This window comes from Thauera sp. (assembly GCF_035444905.1).
In the GTDB taxonomy this organism is placed as follows: Bacteria; Pseudomonadota; Gammaproteobacteria; order Burkholderiales; family Rhodocyclaceae; genus Thauera.
In genome coordinates this window covers 50,258-72,201 of record NZ_DAOMPS010000008.1, presented here as the reverse complement: position 1 = coordinate 72,201, position 21,944 = coordinate 50,258, and the positions used below count along the sequence as shown (strand labels likewise).

The 21,944-nt window shown below is 68.0% G+C and carries 17 protein-coding genes; 8 read left to right on the top strand and 9 right to left on the bottom strand.

Going from position 1 to position 21,944, the window contains the following annotated elements:
- The first annotated feature begins 14 nt into the window (after nucleotides 1-14).
- The 6 genes from PLC66_RS05840 (at nucleotide 15) to PLC66_RS05815 (ending at nucleotide 8,542) form a co-directional block, all read left to right on the top strand.
- The gene (locus tag PLC66_RS05840; RefSeq protein ID WP_324538316.1) at nucleotides 15-2,489 is read left to right on the top strand and encodes a glycogen/starch/alpha-glucan phosphorylase; all 2,475 of its coding nucleotides are present in this window, start codon (nucleotides 15-17) and stop codon (nucleotides 2,487-2,489) included.
- 112 nt (nucleotides 2,490-2,601) lie between these two features.
- The gene (locus PLC66_RS05835) at nucleotides 2,602-3,846 is read left to right on the top strand and encodes an ROK family transcriptional regulator (protein ID WP_324538314.1); all 1,245 of its coding nucleotides are present in this window, start codon (nucleotides 2,602-2,604) and stop codon (nucleotides 3,844-3,846) included.
- Nucleotides 3,839-5,404, top strand: coding sequence for a sugar ABC transporter ATP-binding protein (locus tag PLC66_RS05830; protein ID WP_324538312.1), 1,566 nt, complete (start codon nucleotides 3,839-3,841; stop codon nucleotides 5,402-5,404). Before PLC66_RS05835 ends, PLC66_RS05830 begins: the two co-directional genes overlap by 8 nt.
- 43 nt (nucleotides 5,405-5,447) lie before the next feature.
- Nucleotides 5,448-6,431 carry an ABC transporter permease subunit gene (locus PLC66_RS05825; protein WP_324538310.1) on the top strand — a complete coding sequence of 328 codons (984 nt, stop codon included), beginning with the start codon at nucleotides 5,448-5,450 and terminating at the stop codon, nucleotides 6,429-6,431.
- Between the two features lie 98 nt (nucleotides 6,432-6,529).
- A complete protein-coding gene (locus PLC66_RS05820; RefSeq protein WP_324538308.1) occupies nucleotides 6,530-7,462 on the top strand; it encodes an ABC transporter substrate-binding protein in 933 nt (310 codons plus the stop codon).
- Nucleotides 7,463-7,609: 147 nt separating this feature from the next.
- Nucleotides 7,610-8,542 (top strand): carbohydrate kinase family protein, encoded by a 933-nt coding sequence (locus PLC66_RS05815; RefSeq protein WP_324538306.1) that lies wholly within the window; start codon nucleotides 7,610-7,612, stop codon nucleotides 8,540-8,542.
- 41 nt (nucleotides 8,543-8,583) lie between these two features.
- Here PLC66_RS05815 and PLC66_RS05810 read toward each other — a convergent pair whose 3' ends face one another.
- The 7 genes from PLC66_RS05810 to gntR all read right to left on the bottom strand — a co-directional run bounded on the left by PLC66_RS05810 (nucleotide 8,584) and on the right by gntR (nucleotide 15,671).
- Complete coding sequence (locus PLC66_RS05810) at nucleotides 8,584-9,651, bottom strand: oxidoreductase (RefSeq protein ID WP_324538304.1); 1,068 nt, start codon at nucleotides 9,649-9,651, stop codon at nucleotides 8,584-8,586.
- Nucleotides 9,648-10,823 (bottom strand): aldose epimerase family protein, encoded by a 1,176-nt coding sequence (locus PLC66_RS05805; protein WP_324538302.1) that lies wholly within the window; start codon nucleotides 10,821-10,823, stop codon nucleotides 9,648-9,650. The genes PLC66_RS05810 and PLC66_RS05805 overlap by 4 nt, the downstream gene beginning before the upstream one ends.
- Nucleotides 10,824-11,037: 214 nt before the next feature.
- Complete coding sequence (locus PLC66_RS05800) at nucleotides 11,038-12,060, bottom strand: TRAP transporter substrate-binding protein (RefSeq protein ID WP_324538300.1); 1,023 nt, start codon at nucleotides 12,058-12,060, stop codon at nucleotides 11,038-11,040.
- A 37-nt stretch (nucleotides 12,061-12,097) separates the two neighbouring features.
- Nucleotides 12,098-13,375, bottom strand: coding sequence for a TRAP transporter large permease (locus PLC66_RS05795; RefSeq protein WP_324538298.1), 1,278 nt, complete (start codon nucleotides 13,373-13,375; stop codon nucleotides 12,098-12,100).
- On the bottom strand, nucleotides 13,372-13,869 hold the full coding sequence (locus tag PLC66_RS05790; RefSeq protein WP_324538296.1) for a TRAP transporter small permease: 498 nt from the start codon (nucleotides 13,867-13,869) through the stop codon (nucleotides 13,372-13,374). The genes PLC66_RS05795 and PLC66_RS05790 overlap by 4 nt, the downstream gene beginning before the upstream one ends.
- Complete coding sequence (locus PLC66_RS05785; protein ID WP_324538295.1) at nucleotides 13,870-14,397, bottom strand: gluconokinase; 528 nt, start codon at nucleotides 14,395-14,397, stop codon at nucleotides 13,870-13,872. It lies immediately after the preceding gene.
- A gap of 245 nt (nucleotides 14,398-14,642) precedes the next feature.
- Nucleotides 14,643-15,671 carry an HTH-type transcriptional regulator GntR gene (gene gntR / locus PLC66_RS05780; RefSeq protein WP_324538294.1) on the bottom strand — a complete coding sequence of 343 codons (1,029 nt, stop codon included), beginning with the start codon at nucleotides 15,669-15,671 and terminating at the stop codon, nucleotides 14,643-14,645.
- A gap of 167 nt (nucleotides 15,672-15,838) precedes the next feature.
- Between gntR and PLC66_RS05775 the strand changes: the two genes are divergently transcribed.
- The gene (locus PLC66_RS05775; RefSeq protein ID WP_324538293.1) at nucleotides 15,839-17,923 is read left to right on the top strand and encodes a cation:proton antiporter; all 2,085 of its coding nucleotides are present in this window, start codon (nucleotides 15,839-15,841) and stop codon (nucleotides 17,921-17,923) included.
- A 150-nt stretch (nucleotides 17,924-18,073) separates the two neighbouring features.
- On the opposite strand, the gene PLC66_RS05770 is transcribed toward PLC66_RS05775, so the two are convergent.
- Both PLC66_RS05770 and PLC66_RS05765 read right to left on the bottom strand, forming a co-directional pair.
- Nucleotides 18,074-18,418, bottom strand: coding sequence for a RidA family protein (locus PLC66_RS05770; protein ID WP_324538292.1), 345 nt, complete (start codon nucleotides 18,416-18,418; stop codon nucleotides 18,074-18,076).
- Between the two features lie 102 nt (nucleotides 18,419-18,520).
- Nucleotides 18,521-18,772 carry a DUF1805 domain-containing protein gene (locus tag PLC66_RS05765; protein WP_324538291.1) on the bottom strand — a complete coding sequence of 84 codons (252 nt, stop codon included), beginning with the start codon at nucleotides 18,770-18,772 and terminating at the stop codon, nucleotides 18,521-18,523.
- A gap of 301 nt (nucleotides 18,773-19,073) precedes the next feature.
- On the opposite strand from PLC66_RS05765, the gene PLC66_RS05760 reads away from it, so the two are divergent.
- Nucleotides 19,074-21,914: a TIR domain-containing protein gene (locus tag PLC66_RS05760; RefSeq protein ID WP_324538290.1), complete on the top strand. Its 2,841-nt coding sequence runs from the start codon at nucleotides 19,074-19,076 to the stop codon at nucleotides 21,912-21,914.
- The last annotated feature ends 30 nt before the right edge of the window (nucleotides 21,915-21,944 follow it).

Below are 21,944 nucleotides of genomic sequence, written 5' to 3'. Positions count from 1 at the left end.
AACGACAAAAGACCATGGACATCGAACAGTTCTCCCGCCAGCACGACCACCCCGCGCGCGACGTCGAGGCGCTCAAGCGCGCGATCTCCAACAAGCTGATGTACCAGGTCGGCAAGAACACCGAGTCGGCGCGGCCGGAGGACTGGCTGCACGCGGTGTCCTACGCGGTGCGCGACCAGCTGGTCGAGCGCTGGATGCGGACCACGCGCGCGAGCTACGCGCAGGACGCCAAGCGCGTCTACTACCTGTCGATGGAGTTCCTGATCGGGCGCACCCTCGGCAACGCCATGCTGGCGCTGGAACTGACCGATGCCGTGCGCCGGGCGCTGGTCGAGCTCGATGTCGACCCGGACAGCCTGCCCGAGCTCGAGCCCGACGCCGCGCTTGGCAACGGCGGCCTCGGCCGTCTCGCCGCCTGCTTCCTCGACGCCATGGCCACCCTCGGCCTGGCGGGCTACGGCTACGGCATCCGTTACGACTACGGCATGTTCCGGCAGCAGATCGTCGGCGGCCAGCAGGTCGAGGTGCCCGACTACTGGCTGACCCATGGCAACCCGTGGGAATTCCCCCGTCCCGAGATGCAGTTCCGCGTGCGCTACGGCGGCCATCTCGAGGAGCGCGACGGCCGCGTGCGCTGGGTGGACACCCAGGACGTGCTGGCGATGGCCTACGACTCGATCATCCCGGGTTACGGCACCGAGGTGACCAACACGCTGCGCCTGTGGTCGGCGAAGGCCACAGAGGAGATCGACCTCTCCGCCTTCAACCGCGGCAACTACCTCGGCGCGGTGGAAAGCAAGAACCACTCCGAGAACGTCTCGCGGGTGCTCTACCCGGACGACTCCACGCTGTCCGGCCGCGAACTACGCCTGCGCCAGGAATACTTCTTCGTCTCCGCCAGCCTGCAGGACATCGTCCGCCGCCATCGGGTGAACCACACCGATTTCGACAACCTGCCGGACAAGGTCTGCATCCATCTGAACGACACCCACCCGGTGCTCGCGGTGCCCGAACTGATGCGCCTGCTGGTCGACGAGCACGGACTGGCATGGAAGCAGGCCTGGGCCCTGTGCCGACGGGTGTTCTCCTACACCAATCACACGCTGATGCACGAGGCACTGGAAACCTGGCCGGTCGACATGCTCGGCCGCGTGCTGCCGCGCCACCTGCGCATCATCTTCGACATCAACGCGGAACTGCTCGCTGAGCTCACCCTCCGCCACGGCCACGACATCGAGCTGATGCGCCGCGTGTCGCTGATCGACGAGCAGGGCGAGCGCCGCGTGCGCATGGCCTACCTCGCAGTGGTCGCCTCGCATTCGGTGAATGGCGTGTCAGCACTGCATTCGAAGCTGATGCAGCAGTCGATCTTCGCCGACCTCGCCCGGCTGTGGCCTGAACGCTTCAACAACAAGACCAACGGCGTGACCCCGCGGCGCTGGCTAGCCCATGCCAACCCCGCGCTCGCAGCGCTGATCGATGGGCGCATCGGCCGCGGCTGGCGGCGCGAGCTCGACCAGCTCCGGGCGCTGCGCGCGTTCGCCGACGATACCGACTTCCTGCGCGAGTTCCGCGCGGTGAAGGCCGCGAACAAGGCGCGCCTCGCCGCCTGGATCGAAGTCCAGCTCGGCATCCGCGTCAGCCCGGACGCGCTCTTCGACGTGCAGATCAAGCGCATGCACGAGTACAAGCGCCAGTTGCTGAACCTGCTGCACGTGGTCGCGTGCTACCAGGACATCCTCGCCCGCCCGCAGGCCGATCACGTGCCGCGGGTGGTGATCTTCTCCGGCAAGGCGGCCTCGGCCTACCACATGGCGAAGCTCGTGATCCGCCTGATCAACGACGTCGCCGCGGTGGTCAACAACGATCCACGCGTCGGCGAGCGGCTGAAGGTGGTCTTCATTCCCAACTACAGCGTCAGTCTGGCCGAGCTGATCATTCCCGCGGCGGACCTGTCCGAGCAGATCTCGACTGCCGGCACCGAGGCCTCGGGCACCGGCAACATGAAGCTCGCGCTCAATGGCGCGCTCACCATCGGCACGCTCGATGGCGCCAACGTCGAGATCCGCGAGCAGGTCGGCGCCGACAACATCTTCATCTTCGGCAACACCACCGACCAGGTCGCGGAGATCCGCAGCCGCGGCTACCAGCCGCGCAGCCTGTACGAGCGCGATGCCCGCCTGAAGGCGGTGCTCGACGCGATCCGCGACGGCGGCTTCAGCCCCGGCGAAGCGGGCCGCTACCAGGCGATCTTCGACGTGCTGGTCAACTGGGGCGACCACTACCTGCTGCTGGCCGACTTCGCCGCCTACCTCGAGGCGCAGGGGCGCGTCGATGCGCTGTTCCGAGAGCCCGTGGAATGGTCTCGCCGCAGCCTGCTCAACGTCGCGGGAATGGGCCCGTTCTCGGCCGACCGCACGATCGCGGAGTACGCGCGCACGATCTGGCAGCTCGACGAAGTGAGGCTCGATCCGTCCTGCAACGTTTAACTCCATTCTATTTAATAAACAATCTTGACAAATTGCCTCCAAAGGCTTTTAATAAACTCAGTTGATTTATTAATAAGCCAGAGCGATCCCTGCGGGATCGGGAGGAGACAGGATGGACATCGACCAAGGCGGACGCGGCGCACCCACGATGGGTCTGCGCCGCCCCAACGACCGCCGCCTGTTCCAGCTGTTGCGCCGCCTGGGCGAGGCCTCCAAGGCCGAGCTCGCGCGCCGCACTCAACTCACCAGCACGGCGGTCGGCACCATCATCCAGGCGCTTGAGCAGGATGGCCTGGTCACGCCCACCGGCCGCCGCATCGAGGGCCAGCGCGGCCAGCCCGCCACCCTGGTGAGCATCAACCCCAAGGGCGCCTTCGGCATCGGCGTGCGCCTCGACCGCGACGCAATCGAGACCATCCTCGTCGACCTCGGCGGCGACATCATCGGCCGCCGGGTGCACGACTGCCTGCTGCCCGCCCCCGCCGATGCGCTCGCGCTGGTGGTGATGGACATCCGCGCCCTGCTCGCCCCGCTCGGGGCCGAGGAGCGCGCCCGCATCGCCGGCATCGGCGTCGCCCAGCCCTACAACCTCGGCGCCTGGCTCGGCGAACTCGGCCTCGACAGCCCGAGCTTCGCCGAGTGGGACCGCTTCGACTTCGGCGCCGCGCTCGAGCGCGAAGCCGGGCTGCCGGTGTATGCCGAGAACGACGGCAACGCCGCCGCGATCGCCGAACTGTTCTATGGCTGCGGCCGCAAGTACGACGACTTCCTGTACGTCTTCATGGGCCCGGCAATCGGCGCCGGCATCGCCCTCGGCGGCACCTGCGTGCGCGGCGTCAGCGGCAACGCCGGCGACATCGCGGTGATGCCCGTCCCGGCCAGCCGCCTGCCCTCGGCGCCTGCACCCACGGGCAAGTGGACGATGCTGCTGGCGCGCGCCTCGCTCAATGCGCTGGTCCGCCACCTGCGCTGGCACGGCGAGCGGCTCGACACCCATGTCGACCTCGGCCCCTTCATCCGCGACGGCCATCCGGCGGTGGACGAATGGCTGCAGGACTGCGTGGATGCCCTCGCGCCGGCCGTGCGCTCGGCGCACTGCATGCTCGACGTGCCGGTGGTGGTGCTCGATGCCGACATCGACTTCGGCCTGATCGAGCGCCTGCGCGAGGCACTCGCCCGCGAACTGCGCGACACCGCCCCCGAAGCGCGCGGCGTGCCCGACATCGTGCGCGGCACCTTCGGCAGCGACGCCGGCGCGATCGGCGCCGCCAGCCTGCCGATGTTCTTCAATTTCTCGCCGCGCTCCGAGCTGCTGGACAGCGGCAACCGCGTAAACGAGGAGATGCAACATGTCTGAAGACAAGGACAAGGCCCCGGTGCTGGAGATGCGCGGCATCTCCAAGACCTTCCCCGGCGTGCGCGCACTTAACGAGGTGTCGCTGACGCTGTATCCGGGCGAAGTGCATGCGCTGATGGGCGAAAACGGCGCCGGCAAATCGACCCTGATGAAGATCCTGTCGGGTGCCTACACGGCGGACGCCGGCGGCGAGATCCGCATCGGCGGCCTGCCGGTGACGATCGCCGGACCGCAGTCGGCACGCGAGCAGGGCGTCGCGGTGATCTACCAGGAGCTCGCGCTGTGCCCCAGCCTCACCGTGGCCGAGAACATCTACCTCGGTCGCGAGCTGCGCCACGGCCTGCGCGTGGCGCGGCGCGAGATGGAAACCGCCTGCACCGGCATCCTCGAGCGCCTGGGCGCCGGGTTCCGCGCCGACACCGTGGTCGACACGCTGTCAATCGCCGAGCGCCAGCTGGTCGAGATCGCCCGCGCGCTCGAGGCGAAGGCCCGCATCCTGGTGATGGACGAGCCGACCACGCCGCTGTCCTCACGCGAGACCGACCGCCTGTTCGCGCTGATCCGCCAGCTGCGCGCCGACGGGATGGCCATCGTCTATGTCAGCCACCGCATGGCCGAGATCTACGAGCTGTCCGACCGCGTCAGCGTGCTGCGCGACGGCACCTATGTCGGCACGCTCGAGCGCGCCGAGCTGTCCGCCGACCGCCTGGTGCAGATGATGGTGGGACGCGACATCTCCGGTTTCTACAAGAAGGAACATGCGCCCTACGACCCCGGCCACGTGGTGCTGGCGGTACGCGACATGCGCGACCGGCACGAGGGTGGCCGGGTCAAGGGCTGCGGCTTCGACCTGCATGCGGGCGAGGTCCTCGGCATCGCCGGCCTGGTCGGCGCCGGGCGCACCGAGCTGGCGCGCCTGATCTTCGGCGCCGACGAGCGCGCCTCGGGCGAGGTCAGTATCGAGGGGGTGCCGGTCGGCATCCGCACGCCGCTCGACGCGATCAAGGCCGGCATGGCCTACCTGACCGAGGACCGCAAGGGCCGCGGTCTCTTCCTCGACATGAGCGTGGGCGACAACATCAACACCTGCGCCTGCTCGACCGACGCCCGCAGCTTCGGCGTGCTTGACCTGGTGCGCGGGCGCACGCGCGCCGTCGATGCGATCCGCGAGCTGGCGATCAAGGTGCCGAGCCCCAAGGTCAATGTCGGCGCGCTGTCCGGCGGCAACCAGCAGAAGGTGCTGCTCTCGCGCCTGCTCGAGATCCACCCCAAGGTGCTGATCCTCGACGAGCCCACGCGCGGGGTGGACATCGGCGCCAAATCCGAGATCTACCGCATCATCAACGCGCTCGCCCGCCGCGGCGTGGGCGTCATCGTGATCTCGAGCGAGCTGCCCGAGGTGGTCGGCACCGCCGACCGCGTGCTGGTGATGCGCGAAGGCGAGATCGTGGGCGAACTCGGCGGCCACTCCGGGCGCAGCATCACCCAGGAATCCATCATCGAACTCGCCACCGGTGCCGGCAGTGGCACGGCCGAACCCCTGCGCGCCGCGGCCTGAGCCCCGCACGCATTCTCACGACAAGAAATCCAGGAGACCCCTCATGACTTCCACCACCCTGGGCGCAACCGCCGCCAACCCCCGCGAGCAGTTCCAGTCCCTGATGCGTGCCGTCGGCATGCTGCCGGTGCTGATCCTCCTGATGATCGGTTTCGGGCTGATCGCCGAGTCCTTCTTCACCGTGCAGAACTTCTCGATCATCGCCCAGCAGGCCTCGATCAACATCGTGCTCGCGGCCGGCATGACCTTCGTCATCCTCACCGGCGGCATCGACCTGTCGGTGGGCTCCATCCTCGCCGCGGCTGCGGTGGTGGCGCTGATCGTGTCCGGCATCCCCGACATCGGCATGCTCGGCATCGCCGCTGCCCTGCTCACCGGGCTGATCTTCGGCCTCATCAATGGCGGCCTGATCGCCTTCCTGAAGCTGCCGCCCTTCATCGTCACCCTCGGCGCGCTCACCGCGGTGCGCGGCGTCGCCCGCCTGATTGGCGACGACAAGACCGTGTTCAACCCCGAGCTGCCCTTCGCCTTCATCGGCAACGACAGCATCCTGGGCGTGCCCTGGCTGGTGGTGATCGCCGCCGCGGTGATCATCGCTTCCTGGTTCATCCTGCGCCGCACCGTGCTCGGCCTGCACATCTATTCGGTGGGCAGCAACCCGGAGGCCGCCCGCCTGTCCGGCATCAAGGTGTGGAAGGTGCTGCTCACCGTGTATGCGATCTCGGGCCTGCTCGCCGGCCTCGGCGCGGTGATGACCTCGTCCCGCCTGATGGCCGCCAACGGCCTGCAGCTGGGCCAGTCCTACGAGCTCGACGCGATCGCCGCGGTGATCCTGGGCGGCACCAGCTTCGTCGGTGGCGTCGGCACCATCGTCGGTACCCTGATCGGCGCGCTGATCATCGCGGTGCTCACCAACGGTCTGGTGCTGGTCGGCGTGTCCGACATCTGGCAATACATCATCAAGGGCCTGGTGATCATCGGCGCGGTGGCCCTCGACCGTTACCGCCAGTCCGGCGCCCGCACCTGAGTCGGCCTCACCCCTTCGCCTCCCACATTTGCCCCATTCTGCACCCGGCTTCTGGCCGCCGGGTGCGGCAGACAACCAAGACCAGCGAGGAGACACTCATGCTCAACAAGAAAATCATCGCCGCCGGCCTCGCCCTGGCGCTCGCCGGCGGCTTCGCCCAGGCCCGTGACCTCAAGTCCATCGGCATCACCGTCGGTTCGCTCGGCAACCCCTTCTTCGTCACCATCGCCAAGAGCGCGGAGGCGAAGGCGAAGGCGCTGAACCCGGACGTGAAGGTGCTGGCGGTGTCCGCCGACTACGACCTCAACAAGCAGTTCACCCAGATCGACAACTTCATCGCCGCCGGCGTCGACATGATTCTGCTCAACGCCGCCGATGCGCGCGCGATCGAACCGGCGGTGAAGAAAGCGCAGAAGGCAGGCATCGTCGTGGTCGGTGTCGACGTGGCGGCGGCCGGTGCCGATGCGGTGGTGCAGACCGACAACGTGCAGGCCGGCGAGATCGCCTGCCAGTACATCGTCGATCGCCTCGGCGGCAAGGGCAACGTGATCATCCAGAACGGTCCGCAGGTGTCGGCGGTGATCGACCGCGTCAATGGCTGCAAGGCCAAGCTCGCCGCCGCGCCCGACATCAAGGTGCTGTCCGAGGACCAGGACGGCAAGGGTTCGCGCGAAGGCGGCCTCAACGTGATGCTCGGCCACCTGACCCGCTTCCAGAAGGTCGATGCGGTGTTCACGATCAATGATCCGCAGGCCATCGGCTCGGATCTTGCGGCCCGCCAGCTCAAGCGCAGCGGCATCGTCATCGCTTCGGTCGATGGCGCGCCCGACATCGAGGACGCGATCCGCAACAACACCCTGGTCGAGGCCTCGGCCAGCCAGGACCCGTGGCTGATGGCGCAGCGTGCGGTGGAGATCGGCCACGGCATCCTGAACGGCACCAAGCCCGACAACCCGATGGTGCTGATCCCCTCGGCGCTGATCACGCGCGACAACGTCGCCGACTACAAGGGCTGGTCGGCGCCGCGCTGAGCACCCGCCCGGCTTGCTGCCGGGCCCGTGCCCGGCGGCGGCCCTCCTTCGGCCGCTGCCGGCGAATCCCTTCACGGACGGCGCCGCCGTCTCTCCCGTCGCGGAGTCGTCCGTCTTCCTTCCGAACCTGCACTTACGGATACCCCCATGTTCATCGTCTGTGGCGAAGCTCTGTTCGACGTCTTCATCGGCGCCGAGTCCGGCCGTTCCCTGCATCTCGACGCCCATCCGGGCGGTTCGCCCTTCAACGTGGCGATCGGCCTCGCCCGCCTCGGCCAACCGGTCTCCTTCCTCGGCGGCATCGCCCGCGACATGCTCGGCGACCGCCTGCACCAGGTGCTCGAGGCCGAAGGCGTCGGCACCGCCACCGTGCAGCGCTTCGACGCGCCGACCACGCTGGGCATGGTCGAAGTGGGGGCGGACGGGGTGCCGCACTACGCCTTCTACGGCAACGGCGCCGCCGACCGCCTGATCACCGCCGACGCCTTGCCGGTGCTCGACCAGGCCGTGCGCGCGATCCATCTGGGCTCCTTCGCCACCGTGGTCGAACCGGTCGCAAGCGCGCTCGAGGCCTTGGTGCGGCGCGAGCGCGACCACCGCCTGATCGCCTACGATCCGAACATCCGCCTCAACGTCGAACCCTCGGTAGCGCGCTGGCAGGACAAGGTGGAAACGCTCGCCGGGCTGGCCCACTTCGTCAAGATCAGCGACGAGGACGCCCACCTGCTGTATGCCGGCACCGCCGACGATGAACTCGCCGGACGCTGGCTGGCCGCCGGTGCGCGGCTGGTGGTGATGACCCGCGGTGGCGACGGCGCCAGCGCCTGGAATGCGCAGGGACGGGGGGACATCGCCGCCCCGAGGGTCAACGTGATCGACACCGTCGGTGCCGGCGACACCTTCCAGGCGGCCAGCCTGACGTGGCTGGCCGAGAACGACGTTCTGAATCCGGACGCCCTCGCCGGCCTCGATGCCGAGCGCGTGCGCGCGCTGCTGCAGTTTGCCGCCCACGGCGCGGCGCTCACCTGCTCGCGCCGCGGCGCCGACCTGCCCCGGCGCACCGAGGTGGGCGCGGCCTGAAGCCAGCGCTGCGCTGGGCAACGCCCCTGCGCCGGCGCCGCTCAGCCGGCGAAAGCCGTGCGCTCGGCCGCGTCCAGCGGCAAGGGCAGCATGCGGCCGAGACGCGCCGCCTCCACCACCGTCTCCAGCACCGCCATCGTCGCCACCGCCTGCGCCGGCGGCACCGGATTGGCGCCGCAGCCGAGCATGGCGTCGCGCACCGCGGCGTAGAAAGCCTCGTAGCGGCCGCGCGGGACCGGCAGGTCAAGGATCTCGCCGTCGCCACGGTACAGGCAGGCGGGCCGTGCATCCTCCCCCCACTCCGTGTCACCCGGCACGAGGCCCGCCTTGAGCTGGTCCTCCTGCACGTCCAGCCCGTGGCGGATCCAGCTTCCCGCCGAGCCGTGCGCGGCAAACCGGGGTAACCCGCCGCCGACCAGCATCGACGCCGACAGGCTCACCCGCAACCCCTCGTAGTCGAGCCAGGCCTCGCAGCCGTCATCGGCGACGGCACCGTCGCGCTGCCGGCTCAAGCGTCCGCCCACCCGCGCGGGCAAGCCGAACAGCTGCAGCGCCTGGTCGATCAGATGCGGGCCGAGATCGAGCCAGATGCCGCCTCCATCGTCGGCACGCTCGCGCCAGCGATCCTGCACCTGCGGCCGGAAGCGGTCGAAGCGCGATTCCAGCCAGGTGAGACGTCCGATCTGCCCGCTTGCGAGCACCTCGCGCAAGGCGAGGAAGTCGTTGTCCCAACGTCGATTCTGGAACACGGCGAGCACGCGGCCGCTTTGCGCTGCAAGCCTTGCCAGGCCGCGCGCCTCGGCCAGGGTGAGCGTGAATGGCTTATCCACGACAACGTGGCGACCGGCGCGCAGCGCCGCCTCGGCCAGCGCGGCGTGGGTGGCGTTGGGGCTGGCGATGACCACCAGGTCGATGTCGTCGCGGCTCAGGGCGTGCTGCGGCGTGGCGACCACCTCGACGCCGGGCAGTGCGCGGGCAAGTTCATCCCCGCGGCTGCTTGCCACCAGCGCCAGCTCGAGACCGGCCGTATGCTGGGTCAGCGGGGCGTGGAACACCCGCCCCGCCCCACCGTAGCCGATGAGGGCGACTCGCAGCCGTGCCGCGCTCATCGCCTCCACCCCTGCGCCGCCGCGGCGCCGGCAAGCCCCCCCGGCGCAGCCAGGGGCTGCATCGCGGGGACGAACTGCGCGCCGCACCGAAAGCTGCGCGAAGCACCGGGCGGCAGGCTGATCGCGGCCTGGCAGTCGGCGCGGTTGAACGCATCGGTCATGACCTCGACCGGCTCGATGGCGAGCGAGCGACGCGCATCGCGCGCCAGGGTGTCGCCCGTAAACAGGTGGACGAGCCCGCCCTGCTGCCACACAACAAGGCCGCAGCCACGCACAGGGTCGCGCAGCCGGCTGCGGATCAGGCCGTCGGCATCGGCCGCCAGCGCGCCGAGGCAGGCGTCGACCGCCCCGCCGCCCAGTGCGCGCCCGCCACGAAAGTCGAGATCGGGTCGGCGCGCGATCGGCACGTAGGCGGCTTCGCCCGGCAGCGGCAGCAGGTCGGCATCGGTGAGGATGGCCTGCGATGCGGGCACCTGCAGTTCCAGATGGTCGATGCTGTCCTCGCCGAAGCGGAAATAGGGATGCCAGCCCGCGGCATAGGGTGCGGTCACATGGCCGAGGTTGGTGGCCGTCACCGCGAGCGACAGCCCGTCCAGCCCGAAGCGCACGAGCACATGCAGCGCCAGCGCGAAGGGATAGCCCGGGAAGACGCCGGGCTGGATGGCGTCACTCACGAACAGCACCTGGGCGCCGTCGTCACGCTCGCGCGCACCGCCCAGCTCGAGGTCGAGCTCGCGCAGAAAGCCATGATAGATCAGACGCTTGCCTTCCTCCACGGCGGGCAGCAGGTCGTGGTCGCGGTGCTCGAAGTGGTAGCGCCCGGCCGCAATGCGATTGGGAAACGGAGCCATCAGCCCATTGCGCACGCCGTCCTGGCGGTAGAGCTCGATCCGCGAGCAGTAGCCGTCGGTGAGCGACAGCATCCCGCCGCCGAAGGGGACGCACCAGTCGAGCAAGGTCGCGCCGCGCAGGGCAAGGATGACATGGGCACCGTCGGCGACGTCGCTGAGCATCACCCCATCGATGCCGCCGAAGCGACCGGCCGTCACCCGGAAGCGCGGCAAGCGGTGTTCCGCCCGATCTGCCGCTTCCGAGGCCTCTTCGCCGGGCGCAGCGGTGGGCGCGCGTGGCGCCGCGGGTACGGCTTTGTCCTCGCGAGACTGAGACGCCATGCATCGACCTTTTAATAAAGTAAATTGACTTATTTAAAGATGCGCCGCCTGCCCTGTCAAGCGGGATTGCCGCGCTCGAGCGAACAATGATCCCGGTGCCTGGAAAGCGCAATCAGGCGTGCTCGCGAACGGCGCATGCCAGAGACGACGAAACCGGCCGAAGCCGGTCTCGTCCCGCCGACGCACACGCGCACACCGGCTGCTGGTGCAGGATTTACTGCGCACGCACCCTGGCGAGCTCCTGCTGGACCTCGTTCCACAGTTCGGCGCCGACATCGGCAGCGACCTTCTGCGTGATCGGCTCGATCTTCTCGCGCATGCGCTGCACCTCGTCGCCCGTCAGCGTGTTGACCATCATGCCCTTGCCTTCGAGCTCGCCCAGTGCCCGTGCTGCCTCCTCGCGGGTGTCCTGGCGCTCGAAATCGCGCGCGTTGCGTGCGGCCTGCATCAGGATGTCCTGCTCATCCTTGCTCAGCTTGTCCCACCACTTCTTGCTGGCGAGCATCACCCACGGGCTGTAGACGTGATTGGTCACGGTCAGGTACTTCTGCACCTCGTAGAACTTGCTGGTGAGGATGGTGTTGAACGGGTTCTCCTGGCCGTCGACCGCCTGCGTCTCGAGCGCGGTGAAGAGCTCGGAGAAGGACAGCGGGATCGCATTGGCACCCAGCGTCCTGAAGGTGTCGAGGAAGACGTTGTTCTGCATCACCCGCAGCTTGATGCCGCCCAGGTCTTCCAGGCTGTTGACCGCGCGCTTGTTGTTGGTCAGGTTGCGGAAGCCGTTTTCCCAGTACACCAGGCCGACGAGGCCCTTCTCCTGCAGCTTGTCGAGCAGCTTCTGGCCGACCGGGCCGTCGAGGACGGCGTCGGCCTCCTTCTCGTTGGCGAACAGGAAGGGCGTGTCCCACAGCGCCATCTCGGGCGTGATGCCCACCAGCGTGGCGGTCGAGCCCACCATCATCTCCTGCGCGCCACCGATCAGGGCGTTCTGCATCTGCACGTCCGAGCCCAGGCTGGCGGCGCCGAAGGCGCGCACCTTGAGCTTGCCGTCGGACAGCTTTGCCACCTCGTCGACAAAGCGTTTGGTGGCGCGGCCCTGGTTGGTGTCTTCGGCCAGGCCGTAGCCGAAGCGGATCATGCGCGACTTGACGTCGGCCGCGGCGGCGCTGCCGACGGCGCCCGCGCCGAGCAGCGCAGCGGTGGTGAGGGCGATCAGGGTGCGGCGAAGGATCTTCATGATGTCGTCTCCAGACAGGGGGGGTGGCGGGGGTGGCTCAGGACATCCAGGCAAGCGGCGCGGTGACGATGGCCGGGAAGGCGATCAGCAGGCCGAGCAGGATCAGGTAGATGGTGAGGAAGGGAAGGACGCCGGTGACCGCCGTCTCCATGCGCAGGCGTCCCACGCCGGAGACCACGTTGAGCACGGTGCCCACCGGCGGCGTGATCAGGCCGATCGAACCGGTCAGGATGAACACGACGCCGAAATACACCGGGTCGACACCGGCCTTGACCGCCAGCGGCGCGAGCACCGGGCCGAGGATCAGGATCGCGGGCGTCAGGTCCATGACCATGCCGAACAGCAGCAGGAACACCACCACCGCCACCATGAACAGACGCGGATCGCTCATCACCGGCGCCAGCGAGTCGGCGAGCTCCGAGGGCAGGTCGGCGAGCGTGATCATGTAGGCCGAGGCCGTCGCCGCCCCGCACAGGAACATCACCACCGCGGTGGTGCGCGAGGCGGCGACCAGCACGTCGTACAAGCGCTTGAAGTCGAGCTCGCGATACACCACGGTGGCGACGAACAGCGCATACACCGCGGCGACCACGGCCGCCTCGGTCGGCGTGAAGATGCCGCCGCGCAGGCCGCCGACGATGATGACCGGCAGCATCAGCGCCCACACGCAGGAGCCGAGCACCTTCACCCGCGCGCTCCACGGCTGGCGCGGCGCCACCGCGAAATCCTGGCCGCGCTGCACCCAGCGCCAGGCGAAGATCAGGGCGATGCCCATCAGCACGCCGGGCACGATGCCGCCCAGGAACAGCTTGGTGATCGAGGTGCCGGTGGTGACGCCATAGATGACCATCGGCATCGACGGCGGAATGATCGGCGCAATGATGCCGCCCGCCGCGATGAGGCCGGCCGAAGGCCCTTCCGGGTAGTTCTGTCGCCGCATCATCGGCAGCAGCAGCGTCGCCAGCGCAGCGGTGTCGGCAATCGCCGAGCCCGACATGCTCGCCAGCATGATCGCGGCGCCGATCGCGACCAGTCCAAGGCCACCGCGAATGTGACCGAAGAAGGCCTGCGCCAGGTCGATGATGCGCCGCGACAGGCCGCCCGCGTTCATCAGTTCGCCGGCCAGCACGAAGAAGGGCACGGCCAGCAGCGGAAAGCTGTCGATGCCGGCCAGCACGTTCTGCGCCAGCAGCTGCGCGTCGAAGAAGTCGAGCTGCCACATCAGCGCGATCGCGGTCAGCATCAGGGCGAAGGCGATGGGCGCACCCAGCGTCATGGCGACGAAGAGCACGACGAGGAAGATCAGGATGCTCATGCTTGACGATCCTCGCCGGCGTTGTCGTCCGCCTGCTCACGCAGGCCGCGAAGTGTATTGACCGCCAGCAGGCCCAGCATCGCCGCCGCCATCACCAGCACGGCGGCCGCAGTCAGTGCCAGCGGATAACCCATGACCGGGCTGTAGATGCCGACGCCGACCTTGACCTGCTCGTAGGCGCCCTGGATCAGCAACAGGATGGGATAGAGCACCAGCACGCGGGTGATCCAGGTGCAGGCCTGGCGCGCGCGCCACGGCAGGCGGGACTGCACGAGATCGAAGCCAAGGTGACGATTCTCCGCACTGGCGAGGATGGCGCCCAGGCAGACCAGCCAGACGAAGAGCAGCCGCGCGAGCTCTTCGGAGCTCGCAAAGCCGGTGCCCGCGGTGTAGCGCAGCACCACGTTCATGAATACGGCGATGACCATCACCGACAGCATCAGCGCCATCAGCAGCTCGATGAGATGCTGCAGGCAATGTCCGATCGTTCGCATTCAGACCTCCTCCGTCAGCGCCTGGTCGAGCCAGGCGAGGACCTGCTCGACGAGCGCCTCGCGCGGCGCAGTCGCATCCACGGTCAGCACCCCGGGCTCGCCGCAAGGCGGCTCGAGCGCGGCAAACTGGCTGTCGACGAGGCTGGGCGGCATGTAGTGGCCGGGCCGGTTGGCGACCCGCTCGGCCGCCGCGTCGCGTGAAAGCTCCAGAAAGACGAAGCGCAGGCCGGGCGCGGCCGCGCGCAGTTGATCGCGATATCTCGCCTTCAGGGCCGAGCAGGCCATGACGGCCGGCTCACCGCGCGTGCTGGCGTCGCGGAGCTTGTCCGCGAGCAGCGCCAGCCAGCCGGCGCGGTCCGCGTCGTCAAGCGGAGTGCCGCGGCGCATCTTGTCCACGTTCTCGGCGGGATGGAACTCGTCGGCCTCGATGAAGGCGGCGCCGTAACGCCCGGCCACGCCCCTGCCCAGCTCACTCTTGCCGCAACCCGACACACCCATCACCACGAGGGCGGGAACCGGGGCTCTCATGATGCACCTGCAGAGCAAGATACCGCTATCTCGCCAATACGAACGCTTTCCATGCCCGCTGCCTCCTCTGGCTTCAACACTTTTCAGACTTCATGGATGCACCCCAGACGGCTTCGTAGCCCGCTAGCCGGGAGCAGCGAGGCGTCTTCAGCGATGAGGTAGCGCTATCCTAACGCCGCATATCGGCGACCACAAGCCCATCAGGGAATTTTTTTTAGCGATTCAAGCCGCCGATGCAGCGCCCCTCAAGCGCTCTCCCTGCACACCAGCTCGAAGCCCACATCCACGGATGCGACCGGCACCGCCTCCCCGCGCATCATGCGCAGCAGCATCGCCGCCGCCCGGCGCCCGATCTCGGCACGTGGGGTACGCACCGTGGTGAGTCGCGGCACGGTGCATTCCGACCCCTCCAGGTCGTTGAAGCCCGCCACCCGCAGCTGTTCGGGCACCTTCACGCCGGTGCGCAAGGCCTCGAGCAACGCCCCCTGCGCGAGGTCGTCGTTGCAGAAGAAGAGCGCCTCGACGTCGGGGTGACGCCGCAGGTAGTCGGTGAACAACTGCCCGCCCAGCTTGACCGAGGAGCGCGCCGGGCTCAGCAGCTCGAGCGCCGGGTCGTAACAGCCCGCGGCCTGCATCGCCCGCCGATAGCCTTCGGCGCGCTGCATGGTGCGCGCATCGAGCTGGGCAGCGACGAAGCCGACCCGCCCTCGCCCACCGCCCAGCAGGTGGCGCGTCACGGCCTCGCCGGCCGCCACCTGCGACAGGCCGACGCAATGCACGCCCGGCGCATCGGTCAGCTCCATCAGATAGACACAGGGCACGTGGCTCGCCTCGATCAACCGCCGTGCCGCCTCGTTGCGCTCGAAGCCGGTGATCAGCATGCCGCTCGGCCGATGGGCAAGGTAGTTGCGCAACAGCTTCTCTTCTTCGTCGCGCGCGTAGTGGGTGTTGCCGATCAGGACCTGATAGCCCGCCGGCGCGAGCACCTCGTGCACCGCCTCGAGCAGGTCGATGAACACGGTGTTCGCCAGCGACGGCACCAGCACCACCACCGACCGACTGCGTGCCGATGCCAGCGCGCGTGCCGCCGGATCGGGCACGTACTGAAGCTGCTCGGCCGCAGCGCGCACGCGCTCGGCCAGCTCCGGGGCCACGCTGTCGAAGCCACGCAGCGCCCGCGATGCGGTCATCGGACTGACACCGGCCAGCGCGGCCACGTCCTGCAAGGTGCTGCCGCCGCGCGTGCGCGGGGTCGCGGTCTTGGGCTTCTTCATCACGAAAGCTGGAGCGAAGGGAGATGCGCTTAGGATAGCGCTATCCAGGGGACGGAGGGCAAGTTTCGATGCCGGACCCGGCCCTTCGCGGCAGCGCGATGGCCCAGCGTGCGCAGACCGGCGAACGCGCTATGATGCAACCTCGATCGAGCTTGCTGCGGTGCACGATGTCGAACTACCTTCCGATCGAAGATCCGGTCCTGGTCTTCGCGCTGGTCGCCTTCCTGATCCTGCTCGCCCCCATCGTGATGGGGCGCTGGCGGCTGCCGGGCACGATCGGCCTGCTCCTGGCAGGGGCGATCCTCGGCCCCAACGCGCTAGGCGTCCTCGCCCGCGATCAGTCCTTCGTCCTGTTCGGCACCGTCGGCCTGCTCTACATCATGTTCTCGGCTGCGCTGGAGATCGACCTGGTGGTCCTCAAGCGTTACCGCGTCCACAGCCTGGTCTTCGGCCTGCTCACGTTCGCGATTCCACAGGGCATCGGCACCCTTCTCGGCTATTACGTGCTCGGCTTCCCGCTTCCGGCGGCAATCCTGCTCGCCAGCCTGTTCGCCTCCCACACCCTGCTGGCCTACCCGGTCACCCGGCAGCTAGGCATCGCCCGCAATCAGGCGGTCACCACTGCCGTGGGCGGCACGATCATCACCGACACGCTCGCGCTGCTCGTCCTCGCCGTCATCGCCGCGTCGACCCAGGGCGATGCCGGCGACTACTTCTGGCACACCCTGGTCGGCAGCCTGATCGTCTATATCGCCGCCATGCTCTATGGCCTGCCCAAACTGGGACGCTGGTTCTTTCGCAAGGTCGAACGTAACGGCGTGTCGGAGTTCGCCTTCGTGCTGTCGACCGTGTTCGGCTGCGCCAGCCTCGCTCACTTCGCCGGCTCCGAACCCATCATCGGCGCCTTTCTGGCCGGGCTCGCACTGAACCGCCTGATCCCGCACAGCAGCGTGCTGATGAACCGGATCCACTTCACCGGCGAGGCGATCTTCATCCCCTTCTTCCTGCTCTCGGTCGGCATGCTGCTCGATGTCCGCGTGTTCTTCGCCGACGCGAGGGCCTTGTTGATCATGCTGACGATGGTCGCCTGCGTCATGCTGACCAAGTGGCTCGCTGCCGAGGCCACCCGGTTTCTGCTCGGATACAGCCGCGATCAGGCACGCCTGGTGTTCGGGCTCAGTGTTGCCCAGGCAGCCGCCACGCTGGCGGCAACCATCGTCGGCTATGACCTGGGCCTGTTCGACGACGCCGTCGTCAACGGCGCGATCATGATGATGCTGGTGACCTGCGTCATCGCGCCCTGGCAGGTGGATCACTATGGCCGCAAGGTCGCGCGGCGGGCCACCTTGTCTGACGATGCCGAGGTCGGCTCGAAGCAGCGCATCCTGGTCAGTCTGTCCGAACGTGCACCACAACAGGCGCTGCTCGATCTGGCGGTCATGCTGCGTGAGCCGGATCAGCAACAACCGGTGTTTCCGCTGACCGTCGTCGAGGACCGCGAGGGTGCGAACGAGCAGGTTGCCGCCGCCGAAAGGGTGCTGTCGCGCGCCACCAGTCACCTCTCGGCCGCCGACGTCTCTTCGCAGCCCACGACCCGCATCGATCTCAACCTCGCCGCCGGCATTCTCAAGGCACGACGCGAGCTGAGCGGGACCGACGTGATCATCGGCTGGAGCGAACGGACCACGACACCCGAGTTCTTCTTCGGCTCCTTGCTCGAGAACATGTTGAGCGACCGGGACTACAACCTGATCGTCAGCAGGCCGCGCGCGCCGCTCAGCACCTGCAGCCGCCTGCTGGTCGCCATCCCGCCGGATGCGCAACATGAGCCCGGCTTTCCGATCGCGATCCGCCTGATCAAGCGCCTTGCGCGCCAACTCGATGGCACCCTGGTGATCCTCACCGAATCCGCGCACGAAGCCGCCATCGTCAAGCGCATCAAGGGCATTGCCCCGCAGTGCGAGGTGCGAAGCGTCGGCCTTGCACGCTGGTCGCACCTCGTGCGCACGATCAAGGAGAGCGGCGGATCCGGCGACGCGCTCGTGCTGTACGGGGCGCGCCCAGGGGGGCTCGCCTGGCGGCCGGCGATGGGCCTGCTGCCGGGTCGCCTGGCAAGCATCTTCCCGGAGATGAACATGTTGCTCATCTATCCGGCAACGCCACGCGACGAGCAGGGCGACGATGTGGCCATCGGTTCGCCCGCCCCCACGAGCATGGACTTCGGTGAGCCACGCGGCCGGCTGCCGGCCTGAGTTACAGTGCCGCCGAAGGTTCAGCCATTGGCGAAGTTGGCCGAACCCTCGCCCTCAAAGGAAGTCGGAGCCGCCCCAGGCCCGCAATCGAGGAACTCGCTGAAGCCAATCGGCGCACCCCGACCTTCTCCCGGCAGGCAGCCCGACTGCTTAAAGGGCCGCGGTGACCACGATCTCCAGCTTCCACTCCGACTTGACCATTCCGGAAAGCAAGGTGGCCCTCGGCGGTGTGTGGCCTGCCACGACCCAGGCGTCCCAGACCTCGTTCATGGCATCGAAATCCTTCACATCGGCGAGAAAGATCTGCGCCATCAGGATCTTGGACTTGTCCGAACCGGCGCTCGCCAACAGCGCGTCGATACTGGCCAGTACCTGTCGTGTCTGCCCACGAATATCCTGGCTCGTATCCGAAGGCACCTGGCCCGCCAGATAGACCGTGTTGTTGTGCACGGCCATCTGTGAGATGCGCGCACCGACTTCAAATCGCTGGACCATGGTCAACTCCCCTTAGCATTCCTGCGTTCATTTAGGCCAGATCGGGCTGGCACCGTAACCTGCCGGTGAAACAACGGGTGATCGGTAACCGCGCTTCCCTGCTCACTGCATCTTGAGCAGGGCGGATTCGCCGGAATCGCCGATGCGAATGCCCAGTGCCGCCGCTTGTTGGGAGACCGCGACGATCGACGCCGCCTTCATGTCGTCAAAGTTTGCGGCATTCACCAACGCACACGCGTCCTCCGTTCGGTTGCAGGTCTCGACGTTGATGTAGCCGCAAGCGACAAAGCCGTTCGGGGCCTTCATGATCAAGAGCGGACGCTTGAAATCAACGCGGATGCTTTCAACTTTCATGGTTACCTCGCTCGCTGAGAACTGCATGAAAAAGGACCGACCGACGGCCTGCTTGTGTTGGCCAGTCGGCTCCCATCTTGCAGCGGACCGTCCCAGGGTTCAACAGCTTGCCGGCGCCACCGCCTCATCCCCACCACCAGGGCCAGACTGCAGCGCCAACCGAACGGATCCCACAGGCGCGGGCAGGTGGACGCGGCGCCTGAGCTTCCCATGAGCTCAGATCGAGCTTGGCCCCATGCCGCCGGCCCGCCTATAACTTCATCACCGGCTGATGCGCGGCGGGCGGCAGCCGACAGCGACGATGTCCATCTTCATTTCCTATTCGCGTCTTGACACCGACTTCGTGCGCCGCCTGCACGCAGGCATCGTTGCGCATGGACGTGAGACATGGGTCGACTGGGAGGGCATCCCGCCAACGGCCGACTGGATGAGGGAAATCCACGCGGCCATCGATGCGGCTGAGGCCGTCGCGTTCGTGTTGAGCCCGGACTCGATCAGAAGCGCGGTCTGCCTGCGCGAGCTTGAGCACGCCAGCGCCCAGAACAAGCGATTGATCCCCCTCGTCTTCCGGGCGGTCGAGCCCGGCGAGACGCCGCCGGCGCTGGCGCGGCTCAACTGGGTGTTCTTCACCGGCAAGGATTTCGAAGAAGCCTTGCACATCTTGCTCGCTGCGGTCGACACCGATCTCGACTGGGTACAGGCACACACCCGCCTGCTGGTGCGCTCGACCGAATGGGAGCGAAAGGCGCGCGAACCGAGCCTTGCACTGCGCGGCGCGGATCTGAAGGCGGCCGAGCAATGGCTCACCGAGGGCCCGAACAAATCCCCGCCGCCGACCGAGTTGCAGACCCGCTACATCCTCGAAAGCCGCCGCCAGGCGGTCAGACGCCGATACCTGCTGCTCTCCGGCGTCAGCGCGGCCCTGATCGTTGCAGCTGCGCTGGGCACGCTCTTCCTGCTTCAGCGCGAGGAATCGGGCCGCCAGGAGGCGATCGCCATGTCGCGCCGGCTCGCCGCCCTCGCCGAGCGGATACGGGACACCCCCCTCGAGTACTCCGACGATCCCAGTCGCCTGCACCTCAGTGTGCAACTGGCCGCCGAGGCCTTGCGCCGCGTCGACGCGGTGGGCGAGCACTCCGTCGAAGCGGACCGGGTGCTCCGCGCCGGGCTGGCGCGCCTGCCCGAGCGCGTCGTCCACCTGGGTGACGACCAGACGCCGCCTATCGACGCGCTGGCCTTCCTGGGCGAAGCCCATATCGTCACCGCCAGCAAAGCAGCGTCGGCCAGCACGGTCTGGAACCTGGACGACGCGCAATCCGTCGGAGGCGGCAAGGCCGAGACCGATGCAAGAGAGGTTGTGCTCAGTCCGGACGGCGGCACGATGGCAACGATCGAGCCGAAGCATGCGGGAGGCTGGGTCGCCGTGCGTGACGCACGCAGCTACGCCTTGAAGGCGCGCATCAAGGACTCGGCCGACGCCGTGGCCGTTGCGCTCGCACCGGGTGCCGCACACGTGCTCGTCATCCGGGAGCAGTGGCGACCCGAGCAGAACCGCTACGAGCCGCCCGCGGCGACACTGTGGCAGTTGGGGCCCGATGGCGACGATGTGCGGGCGCTCGTCAAGCTGCCGTCGGTTTTCGGGCCTGTATTCAGCGCTGACGGTCGCTATCTCGCGGCCCTCGGCGAGGACGATGAACCGCTGATCTGGTCGCTCGAGGGCCTGAGCAAGGGCGAGGCGTCGCCCTGGCGCTCTCTGGCAGCCGAGGCCCCGCAGGCAGGGCAACCGCTGTTCAGTCCCGATGGCCGGCATGTGGCGATCGGCTACGGCTGGAGTCCGGGGCGCATCGGCGTATGGACGGTGTCCGATGGATCGCGGATCCACGACCTGGCGGTGCCGGACGCGTCCTACCTGATCGCCGTCGCGCCTGGCGGTCGCTACCTGGCCACGGTCATGCAGCATGGCAGCGCGTCCCTGGTCCGCGTGCTTGACGCCGAGCAGCAGTGCGAGATCGCGCAGGCACTCGTCGACACGACCAGCCCCGTGACTGCATTTGCCCCCGCTGGCCGGCGGCTGTCGATTGGTGCCGGCAAGGGCGTCGAGGTCCTGGCCTTTCCGTCCGGCTGCGGTGACGAAAGGCAGCTCGATGGGCTCGCCGGCGCAGTGGCGATCGGCTTCTCGGGCGACGACGAACAGCTCAACGTCGTCACGCAGTCGGCTGAGGGCTTCACGCTCCATCGGCTGGTGCTGTCTGACGCTCAAAGCCTTGTCAGCACACCTCTGGGATCGGCCGATCACCTGCACTTCAGCGAGGATGGAAGCGCGTTGGCGCTTGCATCCGGCACCCGGATACGGCTGCTCGAGATCGCCACCGGCACCGAACGCGCGCGCGCCATTGCGCCTGAGGTCGTGCAGGCGCTCGCGCTGAGCCCCGATGCGGGCCGACTGGCGGCGGTCACTCGTGGAGACAGGCTCCAGATCTGGGGCGGAGCCTCCTTGCAGGCGCTTGCATCAGCACCGCTACCCGAACCGCTCGATGCGAACATCGGTTCGCTTGCCATCGAGCCGCAGCGGGTCATCGCCGTCACGCGGGGCAAGGCGACACGCATTGGCGAGCCCCTCAACCTGCAGTCCTGGACGCTGCCGGCAATGGCGCATGCCTCGGCCCGCATCGGCCAGGATCGAAGCGGGTTCGCGGCCGACGTCTGCGGCCTCAGCGTCGATGGCGCTCGCCTCGCGATCAACGCCGGCGTATCGGGAATCCGCGTGCGCAATACCGTGTCTGGAGAGGACATCGCGATGCTGGACGACCCGGGCAGGCAGCGCCACTGCCGGTTCAGCGCGGACGCACGCCACCTCGCGGTGGCAACGGGAGGCATGGTGCGCGTCTGGGATGTGATGCGGCAACAGGAGGTCGCCCAGCTCAAGGCCTCCAGGGGCGTGGGCAGCCTCGCCTTCAGTCCCGGCGGCCGCTATCTGGCCGCGGTGATGGACAACGGCGCGGTGGGATTATGGCTGCTTCGCCCGCGGGACCTGATCGAGGACGCCTGTGCGCGCCTGCCGGAGAACATCTCGCGGGGCAACTGGGAGCGATACGTCGGCAGCATGCCCTACGTCGGATTGTGTCCAGAGCTGGACCGCTGAGTGCGCAAGGGGAACACAAGCGCTTACGCC